We start from the raw sequence: 19,698 nt of genomic DNA, 5'->3' as shown, positions 1-19,698 counted from the left end.
AAAAGGGGTGCGCGAGCACCCCGTCGGACCCTGTACACTTTTTCTCGGCCGGTCAGAAGAACGACAAAAGACCGGACATGGTGGGTGTAGCTCAGTTGGTAGAGCACCTGGTTGTGGTCCAGGTGGCCGCGGGTTCAAGTCCCGTCACTCACCCTGAAGGCCCGAAGGCCCCGGTTCGCGAGAACCGGGGCCTTCGGCATTTCCGGGTGCCTGGCGGTGCCCGCAGGCACCCCCGGGCGCCCGCGCGCTACGACGACGCCCGGATCACCAGCTCCGTGGGCAGCACCAGGTGCCGCTCGGCCCCGCGCCGGGCCGAGGACCGCTTGCCCTCCGCCGCGAGGGCGATCTCGTCCAGGAGGAGCTCGGTCATCGCGCGGCCCATGTCGCGGGTGGGCTGGCGGACGCTGGTCAGGCCCGGCTCCAGGTGGCGGGCGATCATCGAGTCGTCGAAGCCGACCAGGGCCACGTCGTCGGGGATGCGGCGGCCTGCCTCGCGCAGGACCTGGCGGGCGCCGGAGGCCATCAGGTCGGAGCAGGCGAAGACCGCGTCGAAGCCGGGGCTGCGTTCAAGAAGATCAGTCATGCAGCGCCGGCCGCCCTCCTCGGTGAAGTCTCCGTAGGCCACCAATTTCTCGTCGTACGCGATTCCGGACGCGGTCAGTTCGTCCTCGTATCCGACGAGTCGGCGCTGGGCTCCGTACACGTCGAGCGGGCCGGTGATGATCGCGATCGAGCGCCGGCCGCGGGAGACCAGGTGCTCGACGGCGGAGCGGGCCCCCGTGTAGTTGTCGCTGTCGACCGAGGGCAGCGGTTCGTCGGCCGAGCGGGGGCCGCTGATCACCGTAGGGATGTCCATCTGCAGCAGCCGGTCGGCGAGCGGGTCGTCGGAGTGGACGGAGACGAGGAGGACGCCGTCGACGCGGTGGGCCGCGAGGTACGAGGCGAGCTTGTCGCGCTCGCGCTCCCCCCGGGCGAAGGTCAGCAGAAGCTGCAGGTTGGACTCGGCGAGGGCCATGCCGACGCCGCCGACCATGCCGGAGAAGTACGGCTCCGAGAAGAACCGGGACTCGGCCTCCGGGACCACCACGGCTATGGAGTCCGTGCGGTTGGCGGCGAGGGCGCGGGCCGCCGTGTTCGGCACGTAGCCGAGCTCGGCGATCGCCTCCTCGACGGACGCGCGGGTGGCGTCGCTGACCCGCGGCGACCCGTTGATCACGCGGGAGACGGTGCCGCGTCCGACCCCGGCCCGGGCGGCGACCTCCTCCAGCGTCGGACGCCTGCCGTGAGTGCCGTGACCCACCATGGCTTCTACCTCCCCGAGTCCCACGCGAAATCTAGTGGAATCTAACAGCCCGATAACCGCGGCAAGTTGGCACGGTCCTACGTCTTGACACCCATCGCCCGAGAGGCGAATCTTCAACTCATCACGGATGGGAGCGCTCCCACCGTATCTGGTTCTTACATACCCTGCACACTCCCCGCCCGAGCCGCAGCACAAAGAACGGGCCCAGCAAGGCAGTTGGCCGGGGCACAGCACACATGAGCAACCGAAGCATTTGGAGGACGCAATGCGCACTTCGGGCAACTCCCGCGGCCGCACCCGCCGCACCGCACTGGCCACCGCCGCAGGCGTCGCCGCCGCCGCGCTTCTCGCCACGGGATGCAGCGCCAGCGACGACACCGACTCGGACTCGGGCTCCGCCGGCGGCAAGATCACGCTGCACGTCGGCACGTTCGGCACCTTCGGCTTCGACAACGGCAAGGGCAGCGCCAAGCTCTACGCCGCGTACGAGAAGCTGCACCCGAACATCAAGATCGTCGAGGACCACACCACCGACGGCCAGAAGTACTGGGACACCCTCAAGCTGCGGATGTCGCGCAACAGCGGTCTCGCCGACGTGCAGGCCATCGAGGTCGGCTACATCGCCGAGGCCACGAGCCCGACCATGGCGAGCAAGTGGGAGGACCTCGGCAAGGCCGACAAGACCCACGTGTCGGACTTCCTCGACTTCAAGACCAAGCAGGCCACGACGGCCGACGGCAAGACGATCGGCTTCGGCACCGACATCGGTCCGATGGCCGTCTGCTACAACAAGGACCTCTTCAAGAAGGCCGGGCTGCCCACCGAGCGCGACGCGGTCGCGAAGCTGTGGCAGGGCGACTGGTCGAAGTTCCTCGACGTCGCGGGCGACTACAAGAAGAAGGCGCCGAGCGGCACCGTCTTCACCGACTCCGCGAGCGGTCTGTTCAACGCGGTGCTCTCCAGCCAGCCGCAGCAGTACTCCGACGACAGCGGCAAGCTGATCTACGACACCAGCACCGGCGTGAAGACCGCCTGGGACCTGGCCGTCAAGGCCGCGCAGGACGGCTACACCGCCAAGCTGCGCCAGTTCGACGAGAAGGGCACCTGGGCCGCCGGCTTCAAGAACTCCAAGTTCGCGACCGTGGCCTGCCCGAGCTGGATGCTCGGCCAGATCCAGAGCCAGGCCGGCGACAGCAACAAGGGCAAGTGGGACGTCGCCCTGCCCCCGCAGAACGGCAACTGGGGCGGTTCCTTCCTCGGCGTCCCGGCCTCCGGCAAGCACGTCAAGGAGGCCACCGAGCTGGCGGCGTGGCTGACCAGCGCGGCGCAGCAGGAGAAGGTCTTCACGGCGCTCGGCAACATCCCGTCCACGAAGGACGGCCTGGACTCCGCCACCGTGAAGGACGCGAAGGTCGACTTCTACGGTGACACCCCGGTCGGCCAGATCTACTCGAAGATCGCGGCGGGCATCACGTCGGCGCCGATCGGTGCCCACGACGGCCAGGTGAAGACCTTCCTCACCGACAACGGCATCCTCGACGTCGAGCAGCGGGGCACGGACCCCAAGAAGGCGTGGGACAACGTCAAGAAGCTGGTCGACGACAAGATCGAGCAGTGACGGACGGCCGCTGACGGTGGCCCCGACGCCCGCGACGAGCGGGCGTCGGGCCCCGTCCCCGGCCCGTGTTCCCCAGCCATGCACCACCACCGAACCGGAAGGAAAGCCCGCGTGGCCACCTCCGTCAAGGCGGACGCCGGCGGCAGCCCGCCGTCCGCCCCTCCCTCCGCCGCACCGGTCCAGCGGCCCGCCTCATCGACCTGGCGCAGCAGGATCTACCGCTGGGACCTCAAAGGGTCCCCGTACGCCTTCATCGCTCCGTTCTTCCTCTGCTTCGCGGCCTTCGGCCTCTTCCCGCTGATCTACACGGGCTGGCTCTCGCTGCACAGCGTCCAGCTCGGCGCCGAGGACCAGGCCTCATGGGTGGGCTTCGACAACTACAGCCGCCTGCTGGACAGCGAATTCTTCTGGCGGGCGCTGTCCAACACGTTCACCATCGGTGTGATCTCCACCGTTCCGCAGCTGATGATGGCCCTCGGCCTCGCGCACCTGCTCAACTCGAAGATGCGCGGCCGCGCCTTCCTGCGGATAGCGGTCCTCACCCCGTACGCCACGTCGATCGCCGCGGCCACGCTGGTCTTCGCCCAGCTGTTCAACACCGACTACGGCATGATCAACTCGCTGTTCGACGTCTTCGGGATCGGTCCGATCCAGTGGGAGTCGTCCAAGTGGCCCTCGCAGATCGCCATTTCGACGATCGTGATCTGGCGCTGGACCGGCTACAACGCGCTCATCTACCTGGCCGCGATGCAGGCCGTGCCGAACGACCTCTACGAGGCGGCCGCGCTCGACGGGGCGTCGCGCTGGCGGCAGTTCATCTCCGTGACCATCCCCTCGATCCGTCCGACGATCCTGTTCACCATCATCGTCTCGACCATCGGCGCCACCCAGCTGTTCGGTGAGCCGATGCTGTACGGCGGCAGTGTGGGGATCGGCGGCGGCAGCGGCGGTCAGTACCAGACGCTCTCGCTGCTGATGTACCAGACCGGCTGGACCAACAACTCCCTGGGCCGGGCCTCGGCCATCGCCTGGGTGATGCTGCTGATCCTGCTGCTCGTCGGCGCCGTCCAGGCGCTCGCGGCCCGCCGCAACCGCACGAAGCTGGGAGGCTGACCCATGACCGTCCAACTCCCGGCGCCCCCCGCAGCGCCTCCCACGGTGCGTCGCCGCCGTTTCGCGCCCGGCGCGGGCGACCAGCGCAAGGCCGGACCGCTCGCGTACGTCCTGCTGGTCGTGGCGGCCCTCGTCTCCCTGTTCCCGCTGTACTGGAACGTGGTGGCGGCCTCGCACGACAGCACGCGGGTGCAGCAGGCCCCCGCGCCGCTGCTGCCCGGCTCGCACCTGCTGGAGAACCTCGACGTCGCGTGGAACCAGGTCCACATGGGGGTGGCCCTGATCAACACCACCGTGGTGGCGAGTGTGATCAGTGCCAGCACCGTGCTGTTCGCGACGCTGGCCGGCTTCGCCTTCGCCAAGCTGCACTTCAAGGGCCGCAACATGCTGCTCGCCCTGGTCGTCGCCACCATGACGGTGCCGCCGCAGCTCACGGTCATCCCGCTCTACCAGATCATCACGGACCTGCAGTGGACGGACACCCTCCAGGCGGTCATCATGCCGTCGCTGGTCGCCGCCTTCGGTGTGTTCTTCATGCGTCAGTACCTCGTCGAGGCGCTGCCGGTGGAGCTGGTCGAGGCGGCCCGGGTGGACGGGGCGAACAGCCTGCGGGTCATCTGGCACGTGGTCTTCCCCGTGGCGCGGCCCGCGATGGCGGTGCTCGCGATGCTCACCTTCGTCCAGGCGTGGAACGACTTCTTCTGGCCGTTCATCGTGCTCACCGACACGGGCACCCCGACGCTCCAGGTCTCGCTGGCGAACCTCGGAGCGGGCAACCACACGGTGGACACCGCGGTCGTGCTGACCGGCGCGCTCATCTCCACGGTCCCGCTGCTGGTGGTCTTCACCTTCCTCGGCAAGCACATCGTGGGCGGCATCACGGCGGGTGCCGTCAAGAGCTGACCCACCGCTGTCCGCATCCGTGCGGCCGGCGCCGGTGGGAGCGCTTCCACGGCCCGGGCTCCCCCGGCTCGTGGAAGCCCCGCCCCCGGACCGGCCCGGCACCGTCGAACCGCCCCGCCCGGCGCCGGGCCGACACCCCGTCTCCGCCCCGGAACCGTCCGGGGCGGGGACGGGACCCCGGCAGCGTCGCCGCAGGCCCTCGCCCTGACGTCTCGTCACTTCCCCCTGCACACTTCCGCGTTGGGAGCGCCCCATATGACCACTACGAACAACACCACCGACCTCGCGGCCGCCGCGACCACGACCGGCGCCGCGGCGGTGACCCGCTTCCCCGCCGGGTTCCTGTGGGGGTCCGCCACCGCCTCGTACCAGATCGAGGGCGCCGTCCGGGAGGACGGGCGCACACCGTCGATCTGGGACACGTTCAGCCACACCCCGGGCAAGGTGCTGAACGGTGACACCGGCGACGTCGCCGTGGACCACTATCACCGCTGGCGCGACGACGTACGGCTGATGGCGGACCTGGGCCTGACCGCGTACCGCTTCTCCGTGGCCTGGCCGCGGGTGCAGCCGACCGGGCGCGGGCCCGCCGTGCAGCGCGGGCTCGACTTCTACCGCGGCCTGGTCGACGAGCTGCTCGCCAACGGCATCAAGCCCGTGGCGACCCTCTACCACTGGGACCTGCCGCAGGAGCTGGAGAACGCGGGCGGCTGGCCGGAGCGGGAGACCGCCTACCGGTTCGCGGAGTACGCCGCCCTCGTCGGCGAGGCGCTCGGCGACCGGGTCGAGCAGTGGGTGACCCTCAACGAGCCGTGGTGCAGCGCCTTCCTGGGGTACAGCTCGGGCGTGCACGCGCCGGGCCGCACCGACGGGGCCGCCGCCCTGCGCGCCGCGCACCACCTCAACCTCGGTCACGGGCTCGCCACTTCGGCGCTGCGGAGCATCCTGCCGGGCCGCGCCGAGATCGGTCTCAGCCTCAACCCGAGTGTGGTCAGGTCGCTCACCGACGACCCCGCGGACCTGGACGCCAAGCGCCGGATCGACGCGCTCGCGAACCGCGTCTTCACGGGGCCGCTGCTGAAGGGCGCCTACCCCGAGGACCTGATCGCCGACACCGCGCGGCTCACGGACTGGTCGTTCGTGCAGGACGGCGACACCGAGATCATCCATCAGCCGCTGGACTTCATCGGCCTGAACTACTACACGCCGGCCGTCGTCTCGGCCCCCCGCGGCGAGCGGACCGGCCCCCGGCGCGACGGGCACGGCGCCAGCGACCACTCCCCGTGGCCGGGCTCGGAGGAGATCGAGTTCCACCGCGTGAACGAGGACGTCACCGCGATGGACTGGTCGGTGGACCCGACCGGCCTGAGCGACCTGCTCCTCGACTACACGGCGCAGGCTCCCGGTGTCCCGCTCTACGTGACGGAGAACGGCGCGGCGTACGACGACGTCGTGGTGGACGGAGCGGTGCACGACCCCGAGCGGGTCCGCTATCTGCACGCCCACCTCGGCGCCGTGCACGACGCGATCGCCCGGGGCGCGGACGTCCGCGGCTACTTCCTCTGGTCGCTCCTCGACAACTTCGAGTGGGCGTACGGATACACCAAGCGGTTCGGCGCGGTCTACGTCGACTACGAGACGCAGGCCCGCATCCCGAAGTCCAGCGCCACCTGGTACTCCAGGGCCGCCCGCAGCGGGGGGCTGCCCGCGCAGGACTGACCACAGGCCGGGGGGAGGGCCGGTACGCCGAACGCCACTCATGTGGCGGAGCGGCGTACCGGCCCTTATTTTTCGGCTATGCCTGATAAGTCACGTATGTCCGCCCACGAGAGCCACTGAGTCGCCATGGGCGTACTCAAGGACCACCCGGAACTCGTCCTGTTCGCGAGCCTGGCGCTCGGCTACCTCGTCGGGAAGCTGCGCGTGGGGCCGCTCACGCTGGGCGGCATCTGCGGCACGCTGATCGTCTCGCTGCTGCTCGGCGCCTGGACCAAGGCGCAGGTCTCCGACGACGTGAAGACCGTGTTCTTCGCGCTGTTCATCTTCGCGCTCGGCTACATGGCCGGGCCGCAGTTCTTCCGGAACCTCAACAAGAAGTCGCTGCGGTTCTTCGCACTCTGCGGCATCGAGCTGGTCTGTGTCCTCGGCATCGCCTTCGGCCTCGCCAAGGCGTTCGACCTGGACGTCGGCACGGCCTCCGGCATCCTGGCCGGCGCCGCCACCGAGTCGGCCGTGGTCGGCACCGCGACCGAGTCCATCGGCAAGCTGAGCAATCTGACCGCCGCGCAGATCACCGAGTACCAGGGCAACGTCGCCACCGCGTACACGGTCTGCTACCTCTTCGGCCTGATCACGATCGTGCTCTACACGAGCCAGATCATGCCGATGATGCTGCGCATCAACCTGCGCGACGCCGCCCGCGAGCTGTGGGAGCGCACCAAGAGCAGCGGCAGCCTGGAGTCGGACGAACGCCCGGCGCTGCCCGGCATGGTGGGCCGCACCTACCTGGTGACGACCGCCGACGGCCGCACGGTCAGTGATCTCCAGGACCATCTCGACGAGCGGGTGACGATCGAGAACGTCAAGCGCGGCAGCAAGATCCTCACCGTCACGCCCGAGCTCGAACTCACCCTTTCGGACCTGGTGCTCCTGGTCGGCCGGCGGGCCAATGTGATCGAGGCCGGCCGGATGATCGGCCCCGAGACCCCGGGCGTGCCCGGCCTCGACTCGCCGCTCGCCAGCCGCGAGGTCTCGATCACCGACAAGGCGCTCGACGGCAGGACGGTCGACGAGCTCCAGCGGGCCAACCCCGAGTTCCTCAAGGACGGGGTCTACGTCACCGACATCACCCGCGGCGACACCGACATCCCGGCCAACGGCGACACGGTGCTGCACCAGGGCGACGTGCTCACCCTGGTCGGCGCCCGCTCGGGCCTGAACAAGCTGGTCGCCAAGATCGGCTCGGTGGTCAAGAACGACGCCACCGACTTCATCTACCTGGGCCTCGGCATCGCGGTCGGTTCGCTGCTCGGACAGATCGTGGTCAAGTTCGGCGACGTCCCGCTGTCGCTGGGCACGGGCGGCGGCTGTCTGATCTCCGGGCTGCTCTTCGGCTGGTTCCGCTCGCGGTCGCAGACCTTCGGCGCGTTCCCGCCGCAGGCCGCGTCCACGATCAAGGACATGGGGCTCGCGGTCTTCATCGCCTGTACGGGTCTGGTGTCCGGGCCGCAGGCCTGGCCGCTGCTGAAGGAGTACGGCGCGCTGCTGCCGTTCGCCGGGATCGCCATGGTGCTGATCCCCGCCACGATCTCGCTGATCGTCGGCCGCCGGCTGCTGAAGATCGAGAAGCCGCTGCTGATCGGCGCCATCGCCGGGCAGCAGTGCTCGACGCCCGCGATCACCGCCGTCACCCAGGTGGCGCAGTCGTCGGTGCCGCTGCTCGGCTACACGATCACCTACGCCCTCTCCAACTTCCTGCTCCCTCTGACGGGCCCCGTGCTCGTCGGCGTACTCGGACACTGAGAGGCAAGCAGTGATCGACTTCCTCAACCGGAACATCTTCCAGCCCCACCCCGAACTGCTGGTCTTCATCACCGTCGCGATCGGCTTCCTCTTCGGGAAGATCCGCTACAAGGCGATCGCGCTCGGCGCCGTCACCGGCTGTCTGGTGGCGGGGCTGCTGCTCGGCGCGCAGTTCAAGGTGACGATCGACGGGACCGTGAAGAACCTGTTCTTCACGATGTTCCTGTTCGCCCTCGGCTACAAGGTCGGCCCGCAGTTCTTCCGCGGCCTGAAGAAGGACGGCCTCCCGCAGGTCGTCAACGCGATCGTCGTCTGCGTCACCGGCCTGCTGGTCTGCTGGGGCTTCGCCGCCCTGCTCGGCTACGGTCCCGGGCTCAGCGCAGGACTGCTCGGCGGGGCCCTCACCCAGTCCGCCGTGATCGGTGTCGCGCAGGACGCCATCGGCAACCTGCCGGGCCTGTCCTCGGCCCAGATCAAGGACGAGAGCAACCTCGTCGCCATCGGCTACGCGGTGACGTACCCCCTCGGCACGATCCTGTGCGCGATGCTGCTCGCCAACGTCCTGCCGAAGCTGTACCGCAAGGACCTGGCGGCCGAGTCGGCGGCGCTGGCCAAGGAGCTGGACGCGCCGGACGACAACCCCGACCTCAACGAGGGCTACTACGAGGTCGTGCTGCGGGCCTACACGATCCAGCGCCCCGACATCGTCGGCCGCACCATCGACGACTTCGAGCAGCAGCAACAGCAGCTCGGCCACCGCATCTACCTCACACGGGTGCGCCGCGACGGACAGATCCTCGACCACGACCAGCAGACGGTGCTGCGCGAGGGCGACATCGTGGCGCTGAGCGCGCTGCGCGGCTCGCTCGTCGAGTACGACGCCCGGACCCACATCGGCGGCGAGACCGACGACGTCGAACTGCTCGGCTACCAGACCGAGACGCTGCACGTCGTCGCCTCGGAGAAGGCCCAACTCGGCAAGACCGTGGCCGAGTTGCGCAAGGAGCCGTTCATGGTCGGCGTCTACATCGACAAGATCTACCGCTCCGGCGCCGACTTCCCCTACCGCCTCTCCACGAAGATCGAGCGCGGCGACACGCTCATCCTGACCGGTCCCAAGCGGCTGGTGGACCCGGCGGGCAAGGCCCTCGGAAAGCCCGTGCCGACCTCCTTCGCGACCGACATGATCTGGGTCGGCCTCGGCATCTTCCTCGGCGGCTGCATCGGCATCCCGGCGCTGACCGCGGGCGGCGTCCCGATCTCGCTGTCCACCTCGGGCGGCGCGCTCATCATGGGCCTGGTCTTCGGCTGGATCCGCGGCAAGTACCCGACGTTCGGCAATGTGCCGCCCGGCGCCCAGTGGTTCATGGACACGCTCGGCCTGTGCCTGTTCGTCGCGGTCGTCGGCATCAACGCGGGCCCGAGCTTCACGTCCGGCCTGTCGACGGCGGGCTGGGGTCTGCTGATCTTCGGCGCGGTGGCGACCGTGATCCCGCTGATCGTCGGCTTCCTGGTCGGCCACTACATCCAGAAGATCCGCTTCCCGATCCTGATGGGCGTCCTGGCGGGCGGCCAGACCACCACGGCCGCGATCGGCGCGATCAACGAGCAGTCCAGATCGCAGGTGCCGACGCTCGGCTACACGATCCCCTACGCCGTCGGGAACGTGCTGCTGACCATCTGGGGCGCCGTGATCGTCCTCCTCCACCACTGAGCTCCGTCACCGAGCACCGTCACTGAAGCGCGTAAGGAAGCAGAGACCTCATGCCGAAGACGAACCTGACCCGCGAGCAGATCAAGAGTTACGCCCAGCTCTCCCCCTTCGAGCTGAAGAACGTCTTCATCGACCTGGCCAAGGAGGCGCAGGCCGACCAGCCCGGGCAGAAGGGCAAGTCGAGCGTCCAGATGCTCAACGCGGGCCGCGGCAACCCGAACTGGGCGGCGACCGGCCCCCGCGAGGCCTTCTACGCGCTCGGCTACTTCTCCCTGGAGGAGTCGCGCCGGGTGTGGACGGCCGACAACCTCGGCGGCATGCCGGAGGAGAAGGGCTCCTACGAGCGCTTCGACACGTTCGTGCGCCGCCACCCGGATCTGCCCGGCATCGAGATGCTCGCCCAGTGCGTGCAGATGGGCATCCAGCGCTTCGGCTTCGACAAGGACGCCTTCGTGCACGAGCTGACCGACAGCTCGATCGGCGACAACTACCCGGTGCCGGACCGGATCCTGCACCACACGCAGGAGATCGTGCGCGGCTACATCGCCGACGAGATGTTCGCGAAGAAGCCGCCGGCCGGTGACATCTCATACTTCGCGACCGAGGGCGGCACCGCCGCCATGTGCTACATCTTCGACTCGCTCATGAAGAACGGGGTCCTGCGCAAGGGCGACAAGATCGCACTGATGGTCCCGGTGTTCACGCCGTACATCGAGATCCCCGAGCTGGACACGTACGAGTTCGACGTCACGTACGTCGAGGCCAGCATGTTCGCCGAGGCGGGCGTGCGCGAGTGGCGCTACCCGGAGGAGGAGGTCGCCAAGCTGGAGGACCCGGAGATCAAGATGGTCTGCCTGGTGAACCCCTCCAACCCGCCGTCCCTCGCCCTGTCGCAGCGCGTCGCGAACCAGATCAAGGACATCGTCGCGACGAAGAACCCGAACCTGCTGATCGTCACCGACGACGTGTACGGCACGTTCGTGGAGGGCTTCCGCTCCATCGCCGCGGACCTGCCGCGCAACACGCTGCTCGTGTACTCGTACTCGAAGCACTACGGCTGCACCGGCTGGCGGCTCGGCGTCATCGGGCTGCACGACGACAACGTGATCGACGAGATGATCGCGGGGCTCCCGGCGGCGGAGAAGGAGCGGCTGAACAAGCGGTACGGGACGCTCACCCTGGAACCCGAGAAGATCAGGTTCATCGACCGGCTCGTCGCCGACTCCCGTCAGGTGGCGCTCAACCACACGGCGGGCCTCTCCCTCCCCCAGCAGGTCATGCTGAGTCTCTTCTCGCTCTTCGACATGCTGGAGGAGGGCCAGGCGTACAAGGAGAAGATCCGCGGGATCGTCCAGCAGCGCCTCGAACTCCTCCTGGAGGGCGCCCGGATGAAGGTCGCCGACGATCCGCACCGCGCCGGGTACTACATCGAGCTGGACCTGATGGCGCAGGCCGAACTGGAGCACGGCGAGGAGTTCGCGGCCTACCTGAAGACGGAGTTCGAGCCCGTCGACCCACTGTTCCGCCTCGCCCAGCAGACGGGCGTGGTGCTCCTGAACGGCGGCGGGTTCGAGGGCCCGGAGTGGTCGGTGCGCGTCTCGCTCGCCAACCTCGACGACCTGGACTACCTGAAGATCGGCCACCATCTGCGGGCGATCTTCGACGGGTACGCGGCGGAGTGGCGGTCAGTGACCTCGTGATCTCGTGACCGCATGACAGCGGCCCCGGCCGGGTGGGGGGATGCGATCCGGCCGGGGCTGCTGCCCCCGTGGGGAGATGGTTCACGTGCCGCTGTCGGGCCTCTAGTTGAAGGCGGCGAACGCCTTCTGGAAGGCGTTCGCGCTCTGCTCGACGGAGGAGCAGGTCGGCTGCGCCGAGTTCGAGGCGCCGCCCTCGCACTGCTTGTCGCGGGTGGCCGACCACATCGACAGACCGCCGAGGCCCTTGTCCTTGGCGAAGGAGACGAGCTGGGTCGCGTCGTCGACCTTGAAGATCTCGGACGAGACGTCGTTGACCCCGATCATCGGCGTGATGCCGACGGCCTTCCAGGCGGCCGCGTCGGACAGCCCGAGCGCCGTCTTGATCTGCGCCTGCGTCGCGGTCGCGGCCTGCTCGGCGTAGTCGCCCATGTCGCCGCTGTAGGACGCCCCGTAGTCCATCGCCATGACGTTGACGAGGTCCGTCCTCACACCGTTTTCCTTGGCGTTCTTCAGGAAGTTCACGCCGTCGGACGTCAGGCCCTCGGGCATGACCGGGAGGGTGAAGGAGACGTTCAGGTCCGCGTTGTCCTTCTGGAGCGTCGCGATCGCCTGGGCGCGCTTGGTGTTCGCGGCCGTGTCCGGCAGCGCGCCGCCCTCGACGTCGAAGTCGACCTTGGTGAGCTTGAACTGGTCGATGACCTTCTGGTAGGCCGCCGCCAGGTCGGACGCCGAGGAGCAGGCCTGCGCCAGCTCGGTGCCGGAGGCACCGCCGAAGGAGACCCGGACGTCACCGCCCGCCGAGCGCAAGTCGCCTATCTGCGCCGCGACTTCGTCGCTGCCGAGGTCGGTGACACCGCCCCACTTCGGGGCGCAGTCGCCGCCGGAGGTGATGAAGGCGAGGTTGTACTCCTTGACGCCGGTGGCCTTGGAGGAGGCGACCAGGTCGAACTTCGGGTACAGCGACGTGTCGACGTACGGGGCGAAGGCGGCGCCGCTCGCGGCGGACCCGGAGCCCGTGCCGGACGTGGCCGACTGCGAGGGGCTCGCCGAGGAGGTGGCCGTCTTGGTCGGCTCGGCGCTCTGCGAGGCCGACGCCGAGGCGGTCGGGGACGGGGTCGCGGACTCGGTCGGGCGGCCGCTCGGCTCCGGGGTCGCGCCGTCGTCGACGGAACACGCGGTGTCGTCGATCTTGCAGCCGGTCGGGTCGTCGTCACCGGCGACCACGAAACCGACGGTCACGGACTTGCCCGCCGCGATGCCCTGCTTGTCCCAGGAGGAGGGGGTGACGGTGACGTGCTGCCCGTCGGTCTTCGACTCGGCGTTCCACAGCGAGCTGAGCTTCGCGCCCTTCGGCAGGTCGAACTCCAGGGTCCAGTCGGACCGGGCCGCGTCCGTGTCGTTGGTGATGACGTACTGGCCGGTGTACCCGCCCGACCAGCTGCTGGTCTTGGTGTACGCGGCGCCGACCGAGGCCGCCGACGCGGTGGAGGTGAAGAAGAACGCACCGCCGCCCACCACGGCCGCCGCGACCACCCCGCCGATCGCCTTGTTCCTGCCGCTGATCCTGCGCCGGTGCGTACTGCTCATCACGTGCCTGCCTTACCTGAACGGGGGTGTTGGGGGTGAGCAGCACGCTAGCGATCAGGAACCCGTCAATTCGGGCAAGAAGGAAGGCAGTTGCGGATCTTAGGGTTGGCTTAAGGAAGGGATCGGGACCGATTAAAGGTCGAGACCAGTCCTTTACGTTCCCGGCCCCGATGCCCGCGTCCCCGGCGACCCTCGGCGGGAGCCCTGCGGTCCAGCTGGACCCAGATGCGGACCTCGGTGCCGCCGAGCACGGACGCGCCGATCGTCACGTCGCCGCCGGTCGACTCGGCGAGGCGGCGCACGATGTCGAGGCCGAGGCCGGTGGAGCCGACCCGGCCGTCGGCCGAGCCGCGGGCCATCGCCGCCTGCGGGTCGACGATGCCGGGACCGGCGTCGGAGACCAGCACGATCACGGCGTCCTCGCCGCTGTGCACGTCGACGGCGAAGGCGGTGCCCTCGGGGGTGTGCCGGAAGACGTTGCCGAGCAGGGCGTCGAGGGCGGCGGCCAGCTCGCCGCGGGCCACCGGGATGCGGACCGGCCGGTCGACGCCGGCGACCCGGACCTTGCGCCCCTCGTCCTCGGCGAGCGCGGACCAGAAGTCCATCCGCTCCCGGATCACCTCGGCGGCGTCGCAGCCGGCGCCCGGTCCGGCCGCGGCGGTCTGCGGCTTGGCGTCGCGCGCGGTGCGGATGATGGTGTCGACCTCGCGCTCCAGCTGCTCGACGGCGGCCCGGGTCTGGTCGGCGGCGGGCCCGGCGCCGAGCGACGCGGCGTTCAGCCGGAGCACGGTGAGCGGGGTGCGCAGCCGGTGCGAGAGGTCGGCGGCCAGCTCGCGTTCGTTGGCGAGGAGCTGCACGACCTGGTCGGCCATGGAGTTGAACGCGACGGCGGCGAGCCGCAGTTCGGTCGGCCCGTCCTCGGGCACCCGCGCGCCGAGCTTGCCCTCGCCCAGGTCGTGGGCGGCGCCGACGAGCCGCTGGGCGGGCTGCACCATGCGCACCCCGAGCCGGTCGGCGACGGCCACGGACCCGATGATCAGGGCGATCCCGACGCCCGCGAGGACCACCCAGGCGGTCGTGACGCCGTTGGTGACCTCGGCCTCGGGGACGTACACCTCGACGACCGCGGTCTTCACGGCGCTCACCGCGATCGGCTGGAGCCACACCGAGCCGCCGGGCACGTCGTGCACGGTCGCCCGCTGCACCCCGGTCAGCCGGTCCTCGGCGAGCCGCTGTTCACCGAGCCGGATGGCGGGGTCGCCGTCGCCCGCCGGGACGTAGATGGACATCCGGTCCTCGCCGCCGGTCTGCGCGGTGGCGAGGGCGCGGGCGAGCTGGTCGCGGTCGGTGGTGATGGAGAGGGTGGGGCCGAGGGCGGCGGCGGTCCGCTCCGCGTTCGAGAAGGCCCGGTCGCGCGCCATCTCCTTGATGACGAGCCCGAGCGGGATCGCGAACGCGACGACGACCATGGTGGTGACGGCCAGACAGACCTTGACCAGCGCCCACCTCATGGGGCGGGCTCCGGCCGGGGCGGCTCCAGCTTCACGCCGACACCGCGCAGGGTGTGCAGATAGCGGGGCCGCGCGGCCGTTTCGCCCAACTTCCGGCGCAGCCACGACAGATGTACGTCGATGGTCTGATCGTCCCCGTAGCTCTGCTGCCACACCTCGGCGAGGAGTTCCTTGCGCGGGACGACGACACCGGGCCGCCCGGCGAGGAACGCCAGGAGGTCGAACTCGCGCCGGGTCAGGTCGAGGCGGGCTCCGTCCAGCTCGGCCTGGCGGCGCAGCGGGTCGATGGAGAGCCCGCCGACCTGGAGGACGCGGGACGGCGGTTCTGCGGCCGTGGTGCCCCGCGAGCGGCGCAGCACGGCGGCCATCCGCGCGGACAGGTGCTCGGGCGAGAACGGCTTGGTGAGGTAGTCGTCGGCGCCGTCGTTGAGCAGCCGGACGATCTCCGCCTCGTCGTCCCGGGCCGTGGCGATGATCACGGGTACGTCGGTGATCCCGCGCAGCATCTTCAGCGCCTCGGCCCCGTCCAGATCGGGCAGACCGAGGTCGAGAATCACCACGTCGAACCGGAGATGGGCGACCTCGCGCAGCGCTTCCAGGGCCGTGCCGACGCTGCGCACGGTGTGTGCGGCGTCGGTCAGGTGCCGGATGAGAGCGGAGCGCACGAACTGGTCGTCCTCGACCACGAGCACACTTGCCATGGGCGGCACCGTACGCCATCCGGACGTTTACGAGCCTCTTCCGGGTGGCTGTGGACCTCGGGGGACAGCGGTGGCAGGTGTGGTGCAGTATGGCCCGCGATGCCATCGACGCCGCCCCCACCCACTGCCCTGCCCGCTCCGCCGGACGCACACTCGGCGCAGGCGGCCGGGAACCCGGTACGGCGCGGCCTGGTGCACGCGGTGGCGTGGCTGCTCGCGACCGGCGCCGCGGTGACCCTGTCCTGGTGGGGCGTGCACACGGTGATGGCGGGCACGGCCTACGACCCGCCGAAGGCGCTGCCGGTGGTCGGCCAGGACGGGCCCTCGCCGCTCGCCTCGTCCACGCACCGGCCGGAGCCGTCACCGTCGGCGTCGTCCTCCACGACGTCCGCGAAACCCTCCCGCCCGGCCTCGTCGAAGCCCGCGTCGCCGAGCCGTACGTCGACCGGCGCACCGCCGGCGTCCTCGCCCGGGTCCTCGCCCGGCACCTCCTCCTCCGGCACCGTGAAGAGCTACGCGACGGCCGGCGGGCGGGCCGTCTTCGACCTCGGCGACACCTCGGCGACGCTCGTCTCCGCGACGCCGGGCGCCGGCTGGTCGGTGCAGGTGTGGAAGCAGACGACGTGGATCCGGGTGGAGTTCACCTCGGGGACGGACAAGGTGTCGGTGTTCTGCACGTGGCACGACCACGAGCCGTCGGTGGAGATCGCACAGTACTGAACGCGCCCTTCAGGGGCGCGGGGAACTGCGCGACCAGCCACGGCGAGAGCCGCACCCGCGGGACGAACAGCGCCCGGCAGACGCTGTCGCGCTACCGGAAGACGGAGGGCGGCGGCGCCGGGGACGCCTTCGCCGAGGCGTCCGTCACCGGGACCGCTCCCCCGGTGAAGTCGAGCAGCCCGCGCCCGTGCTCGACCCGTCCGGGATGCGGGTCACCGGCGGCTCTGCGGGTCAGGTCGGCGACCGGCAGCGGCAGCGCCGAGGCGGCCAGCACCGCGTTGCCGAACCGCTTGCCGCGCAGCACCGTCGGGTCGGCGATCAGGGCCAGCTCGGGGAAGACGGCGGCGGCGGTCGCGATCTGGCCGCGCAGATGCGCGAGGGGCGGGCCGTCGGCGAGGTTCGCCACGTACGTTCCCGTGGGCTTCAGCACGCGCCGTACCTCGGTCAGGAACTCCGTGCTGGTGAGGTGGGCCGGGGTGCGGGCCCCGCTGAAGACGTCCGCCACGAGCACGTCGGCCCAGGCGTCGGGCAGCTTGGCCAGCGCCTCACGGGCGTCGGCGGTACGCACCCGGATGCGGGCACCGGGATCCAACGGCAGCGCGGTGCGCACCAGTTGGACGAGGGGGCCGTCGCGCTCGACGATCTGCTGGGTGGAGCGCGGCCGGGTCGCGGCGACGTAGCGGGCGAGCGTGAAGGCACCGCCGCCGAGGTGCACGGCCTGGACGGGGCGGCCCGGGTCCGCGGCGAGATCGAGCACGTGGCCGATGCGGCGCTGGTACTCGAAGGACAGGTGTCCGGGATCGTCGAGGTCGACGTGCGACTGCGGGGCGCCGTCCAGGTACAGGGTCCAGCCGGCCGGCCGGTCCCGGTCGGGTATCAGCTCGGCGAGCCCTCCGTCGACGCCCTCCACGACGGGCTCCCGGACACCCCGGCCACCGCTCTCACCCCTGCGCGCCTGCTGCTTCCCGCGTGACCTCGCCATCCGGCCATTATCCGCGGGCGGCGCGGCTTCGGCTCAGCGGCAGTTGTCGGCGGCCTCGATCAGCCGGGCGGCCTCGTCGAGGGCGGCGCGCAGCACGGCCGGGTCGGTGACCAGGTCGGCGGCCCCGGTGCCGTCGGAGTCCGGTGGCAGCAGCCAGCCGGTGCCCTCGACCGGCGGGGCGAGCCGGGCGCCGCGCCCCTCGGTGTGGGTGCAGGCGCTGCCCGGTACGTCCCAGCCGTCGGCGGTGCCGGGCGGGACGAGGAAACCGAGGGTGTCGCCACCACCGTCGTGCAGCACCGGGCCGACCGGTTCCGCGCATCCGCGGCGCAGGATGTCGACCGCCTCCAGTCCCTGCCGGGACGGGACGGTGACCAGGTCGCAGGCGCCCGGTGGCTGAGCGCTGTGCTCCTCGGTCGGACAGTGCTGCGCCGTCGATGTCGTGGGCTGTGCCGCGTCCAACACGTCGGCCCCTCCTCGTGTCCAGATGGGGTTTCGCCGCGTGGTTCAACGCGTCGGGCCCGTCAACAGCTACGGCGGCACGCCGCCGCAAAGGATGGCAGTTCATGGCGGATCGTGGGTGAGATATCCGGTTTGTAGCCAAACTCTGCGTGTCGGACCCGTCGCAGCCGGTACCTTCGAGCCTCGCCGGAACAAGGGCCAGCACGCCGCCCGTCACCTCGGCACCTCGCTCCCTTGGTGTCCGGCACGGTTCGCACGGGAGGACCTGCTCATGACGTCGAATCCGAAACTCTCGGAAACCTCGGCGCCGCCGCCCCCACGGCCGAATCTCAGCTTCCGGGAGCTGCGCGGTCAGCGCTCACCGGGCGAGTTCGCGGCCGCGGTGCGGCGGGCGGCCCGGGAGATCGGCGAGCGGGTCAGCTGCGACGCGCGCTACATCGGACGCGTGGAGGCCGGCGAGATCCGCTGCCCCAACTACGCGTACGAGCGGGTGTTCCTGCACATGTTTCCCGGCCGGACCCTCGCGGACCTGGGGTTCGCACCCCGCTCCGCGGTACGGGGCCGGGGGGCGCGCCCCGTCGTCCCGGCCCAGCACAGCCCCCTGCACGATCCCCCGCACCACGAGGAGAGCGACGTGCGACGTCGCGCGTTCATGACCGGCATGACCGGCTCGACGGCCACCGTGGCCGTCGCCGCCCTGGCGCCCTTCGGCGCGGCCCCGCAGCAGACACCCCTGGAGCGGCATCCCGCGCGCGCGGGGGTCGGCGCCGTCGAGGAGGCGATCCGGCGGATCCGGCTGCTCGACGACCGGCACGGCGGCGACGGTCTGTACCGGCGGGCCGCGGCCCCGCTGCGCACCGCCTTCGAGCTGCTCGACGCGGGCACGGCCACGCGCGACGACACCGACCGGTTGCAGACCGGCGCCGGTGAACTGGCCATCTCCGTGGGCTGGCTGGCACACGACTCGGGCCGCTTCGACGACGCCCGCTCGCACTACGCGGAGGCGCTCGCGACGGCGCGGATGGCGGGGGACGAGGCGCTGGAGGCGCACGCGTTCTGCAACACGGCGTTCCTCGCCCGGGACGCGGGGCGCCCGCGCGAGGCGGTCCGGGCGGCGCAGGCCGCGGCGCGGGTGGGGGCGCGTCTCGGCTCGCCGCGGCTGCTGTCGCTGCTGGCGCTGCGGGAGGCCGGGGGGTGGGCCGGTCTCGGCGACCAGCGGTCCTGCGAGCGGTCGCTTGCGCGGGCGCAGGCACTGTTCGCGCGGGGTGGCGCGGACGCCGACCCTGAGTGGATGTCCTTCTACGGCGCGGCCGAGCTGGAGGGCCTGGAGGCGCAGTGCTGGTCGGCGCTCGGCTCCTGGGACCGGGCGGCCCTGCACGCGCGCCGCGCCGTCGCGCTCCAGGATCCGCACTTCACCCGGAACATGGCGCTGTACACCGCCGAGCTGGCCGACGACCTGGCCCGCGCGGGCCAGCCGGACGAGGCGGCTGCCGCCGGGGGGCGGGCCCTGGCCCTGCTCCGGGACGTCCGCTCGTCCCGCATCGAGGCCATGCTGGCCACGACGGCGCGTGTGCTGCTGCCGCATCGCCGGGCGTCGGGAGTTTCGGCGTTCTTGTCCGCCCACGCGGAGTCGCGCCGCTGAGGTGGGGTGGTCCGTCGGGCGCGGCTCGCGTCGTGGCTGGTCGCGCAGTTCCCCGCGCCCCTTGGTTTGTCGTTCGTCTGCGGCCCGGTGGGGCTTCTCGCGCAGTTCCCCGCGCCCCTGAGGCTGCGCTGCGCGCGCCCCTGGAGATGGCGCACGAAGTGCGCATCTCCAGGGGCGCGGGGAACTGCGCGACCAGCCCCCACCGGCCCGCGCACGACCGACA

General features: G+C 70.7%; 15 protein-coding genes and 1 tRNA gene. 10 read left to right on the top strand and 6 right to left on the bottom strand.

Annotated features, from left to right (window positions below; translation table 11 throughout):
* Positions 1-80 precede the first annotated feature (80 nt).
* Positions 81-153, top strand: a tRNA-His gene (locus ACFVDP_RS19110).
* A gap of 94 nt (positions 154-247) precedes the next feature.
* On the opposite strand, the gene ACFVDP_RS19105 is transcribed toward ACFVDP_RS19110, so the two are convergent.
* Complete coding sequence (locus ACFVDP_RS19105; protein ID WP_383490854.1) at positions 248-1,303, bottom strand: LacI family DNA-binding transcriptional regulator; 1,056 nt, start codon at positions 1,301-1,303, stop codon at positions 248-250.
* Between the two features lie 265 nt (positions 1,304-1,568).
* On the opposite strand from ACFVDP_RS19105, the gene ACFVDP_RS19100 reads away from it, so the two are divergent.
* From ACFVDP_RS19100 to ACFVDP_RS19070, 7 genes are all read left to right on the top strand, one after another.
* A complete protein-coding gene (locus ACFVDP_RS19100; RefSeq protein WP_383490852.1) occupies positions 1,569-2,921 on the top strand; it encodes an ABC transporter substrate-binding protein in 1,353 nt (450 codons plus the stop codon).
* Between the two features lie 111 nt (positions 2,922-3,032).
* Positions 3,033-4,034: a carbohydrate ABC transporter permease gene (locus ACFVDP_RS19095; RefSeq protein ID WP_383490850.1), complete on the top strand. Its 1,002-nt coding sequence runs from the start codon at positions 3,033-3,035 to the stop codon at positions 4,032-4,034.
* A gap of 3 nt (positions 4,035-4,037) precedes the next feature.
* Positions 4,038-4,937 (top strand): carbohydrate ABC transporter permease, encoded by a 900-nt coding sequence (locus ACFVDP_RS19090; RefSeq protein ID WP_383490848.1) that lies wholly within the window; start codon positions 4,038-4,040, stop codon positions 4,935-4,937.
* Positions 4,938-5,192: 255 nt separating this feature from the next.
* A complete protein-coding gene (locus ACFVDP_RS19085; protein WP_383490846.1) occupies positions 5,193-6,656 on the top strand; it encodes a GH1 family beta-glucosidase in 1,464 nt (487 codons plus the stop codon).
* Between the two features lie 126 nt (positions 6,657-6,782).
* Positions 6,783-8,459: an aspartate-alanine antiporter gene (gene aspT, locus ACFVDP_RS19080; protein ID WP_383490844.1), complete on the top strand. Its 1,677-nt coding sequence runs from the start codon at positions 6,783-6,785 to the stop codon at positions 8,457-8,459.
* A 10-nt stretch (positions 8,460-8,469) separates the two neighbouring features.
* Positions 8,470-10,173 (top strand): aspartate-alanine antiporter, encoded by a 1,704-nt coding sequence (gene aspT, locus ACFVDP_RS19075; protein WP_383490842.1) that lies wholly within the window; start codon positions 8,470-8,472, stop codon positions 10,171-10,173.
* A 50-nt stretch (positions 10,174-10,223) separates the two neighbouring features.
* Positions 10,224-11,873: a bifunctional aspartate transaminase/aspartate 4-decarboxylase gene (locus tag ACFVDP_RS19070; RefSeq protein ID WP_383490840.1), complete on the top strand. Its 1,650-nt coding sequence runs from the start codon at positions 10,224-10,226 to the stop codon at positions 11,871-11,873.
* 102 nt (positions 11,874-11,975) lie between these two features.
* On the opposite strand, the gene ACFVDP_RS19065 is transcribed toward ACFVDP_RS19070, so the two are convergent.
* The 3 genes from ACFVDP_RS19065 to ACFVDP_RS19055 form a co-directional block, all read right to left on the bottom strand.
* Positions 11,976-13,460, bottom strand: a complete 1,485-nt coding sequence (locus ACFVDP_RS19065; protein WP_383490838.1) for a cellulose binding domain-containing protein — start codon at positions 13,458-13,460, stop codon at positions 11,976-11,978.
* Positions 13,461-13,570: 110 nt separating this feature from the next.
* The gene (locus tag ACFVDP_RS19060; protein ID WP_383490836.1) at positions 13,571-14,971 is read right to left on the bottom strand and encodes a sensor histidine kinase; all 1,401 of its coding nucleotides are present in this window, start codon (positions 14,969-14,971) and stop codon (positions 13,571-13,573) included.
* On the bottom strand, positions 14,968-15,672 hold the full coding sequence (locus ACFVDP_RS19055; protein ID WP_383490834.1) for a response regulator transcription factor: 705 nt from the start codon (positions 15,670-15,672) through the stop codon (positions 14,968-14,970). The genes ACFVDP_RS19060 and ACFVDP_RS19055 overlap by 4 nt, the downstream gene beginning before the upstream one ends.
* A gap of 99 nt (positions 15,673-15,771) precedes the next feature.
* On the opposite strand from ACFVDP_RS19055, the gene ACFVDP_RS19050 reads away from it, so the two are divergent.
* Complete coding sequence (locus ACFVDP_RS19050) at positions 15,772-16,392, top strand: hypothetical protein (protein WP_383490832.1); 621 nt, start codon at positions 15,772-15,774, stop codon at positions 16,390-16,392.
* 91 nt (positions 16,393-16,483) lie between these two features.
* On the opposite strand, the gene ACFVDP_RS19045 is transcribed toward ACFVDP_RS19050, so the two are convergent.
* Positions 16,484-17,374, bottom strand: coding sequence for a spermidine synthase (locus tag ACFVDP_RS19045; RefSeq protein WP_383490830.1), 891 nt, complete (start codon positions 17,372-17,374; stop codon positions 16,484-16,486).
* Positions 17,375-17,407: 33 nt separating this feature from the next.
* Positions 17,408-17,836: a hypothetical protein gene (locus ACFVDP_RS19040; RefSeq protein ID WP_383490828.1), complete on the bottom strand. Its 429-nt coding sequence runs from the start codon at positions 17,834-17,836 to the stop codon at positions 17,408-17,410.
* A gap of 268 nt (positions 17,837-18,104) precedes the next feature.
* Here ACFVDP_RS19040 and ACFVDP_RS19035 point away from each other — a divergent pair, with 268 nt between their 5' ends.
* Complete coding sequence (locus ACFVDP_RS19035) at positions 18,105-19,475, top strand: tetratricopeptide repeat protein (RefSeq protein ID WP_383490826.1); 1,371 nt, start codon at positions 18,105-18,107, stop codon at positions 19,473-19,475.
* Positions 19,476-19,698: the final 223 nt, after the last annotated feature.

It is taken from the genome of Streptomyces sp. NPDC057694 (genome assembly GCF_042799415.1).
Lineage (GTDB): Bacteria > Actinomycetota > Actinomycetes > Streptomycetales > Streptomycetaceae > Streptomyces.
The sequence above is the reverse complement of the archived record's forward strand: the minus strand, read 5'-3'. Positions and strand labels throughout refer to the sequence as shown.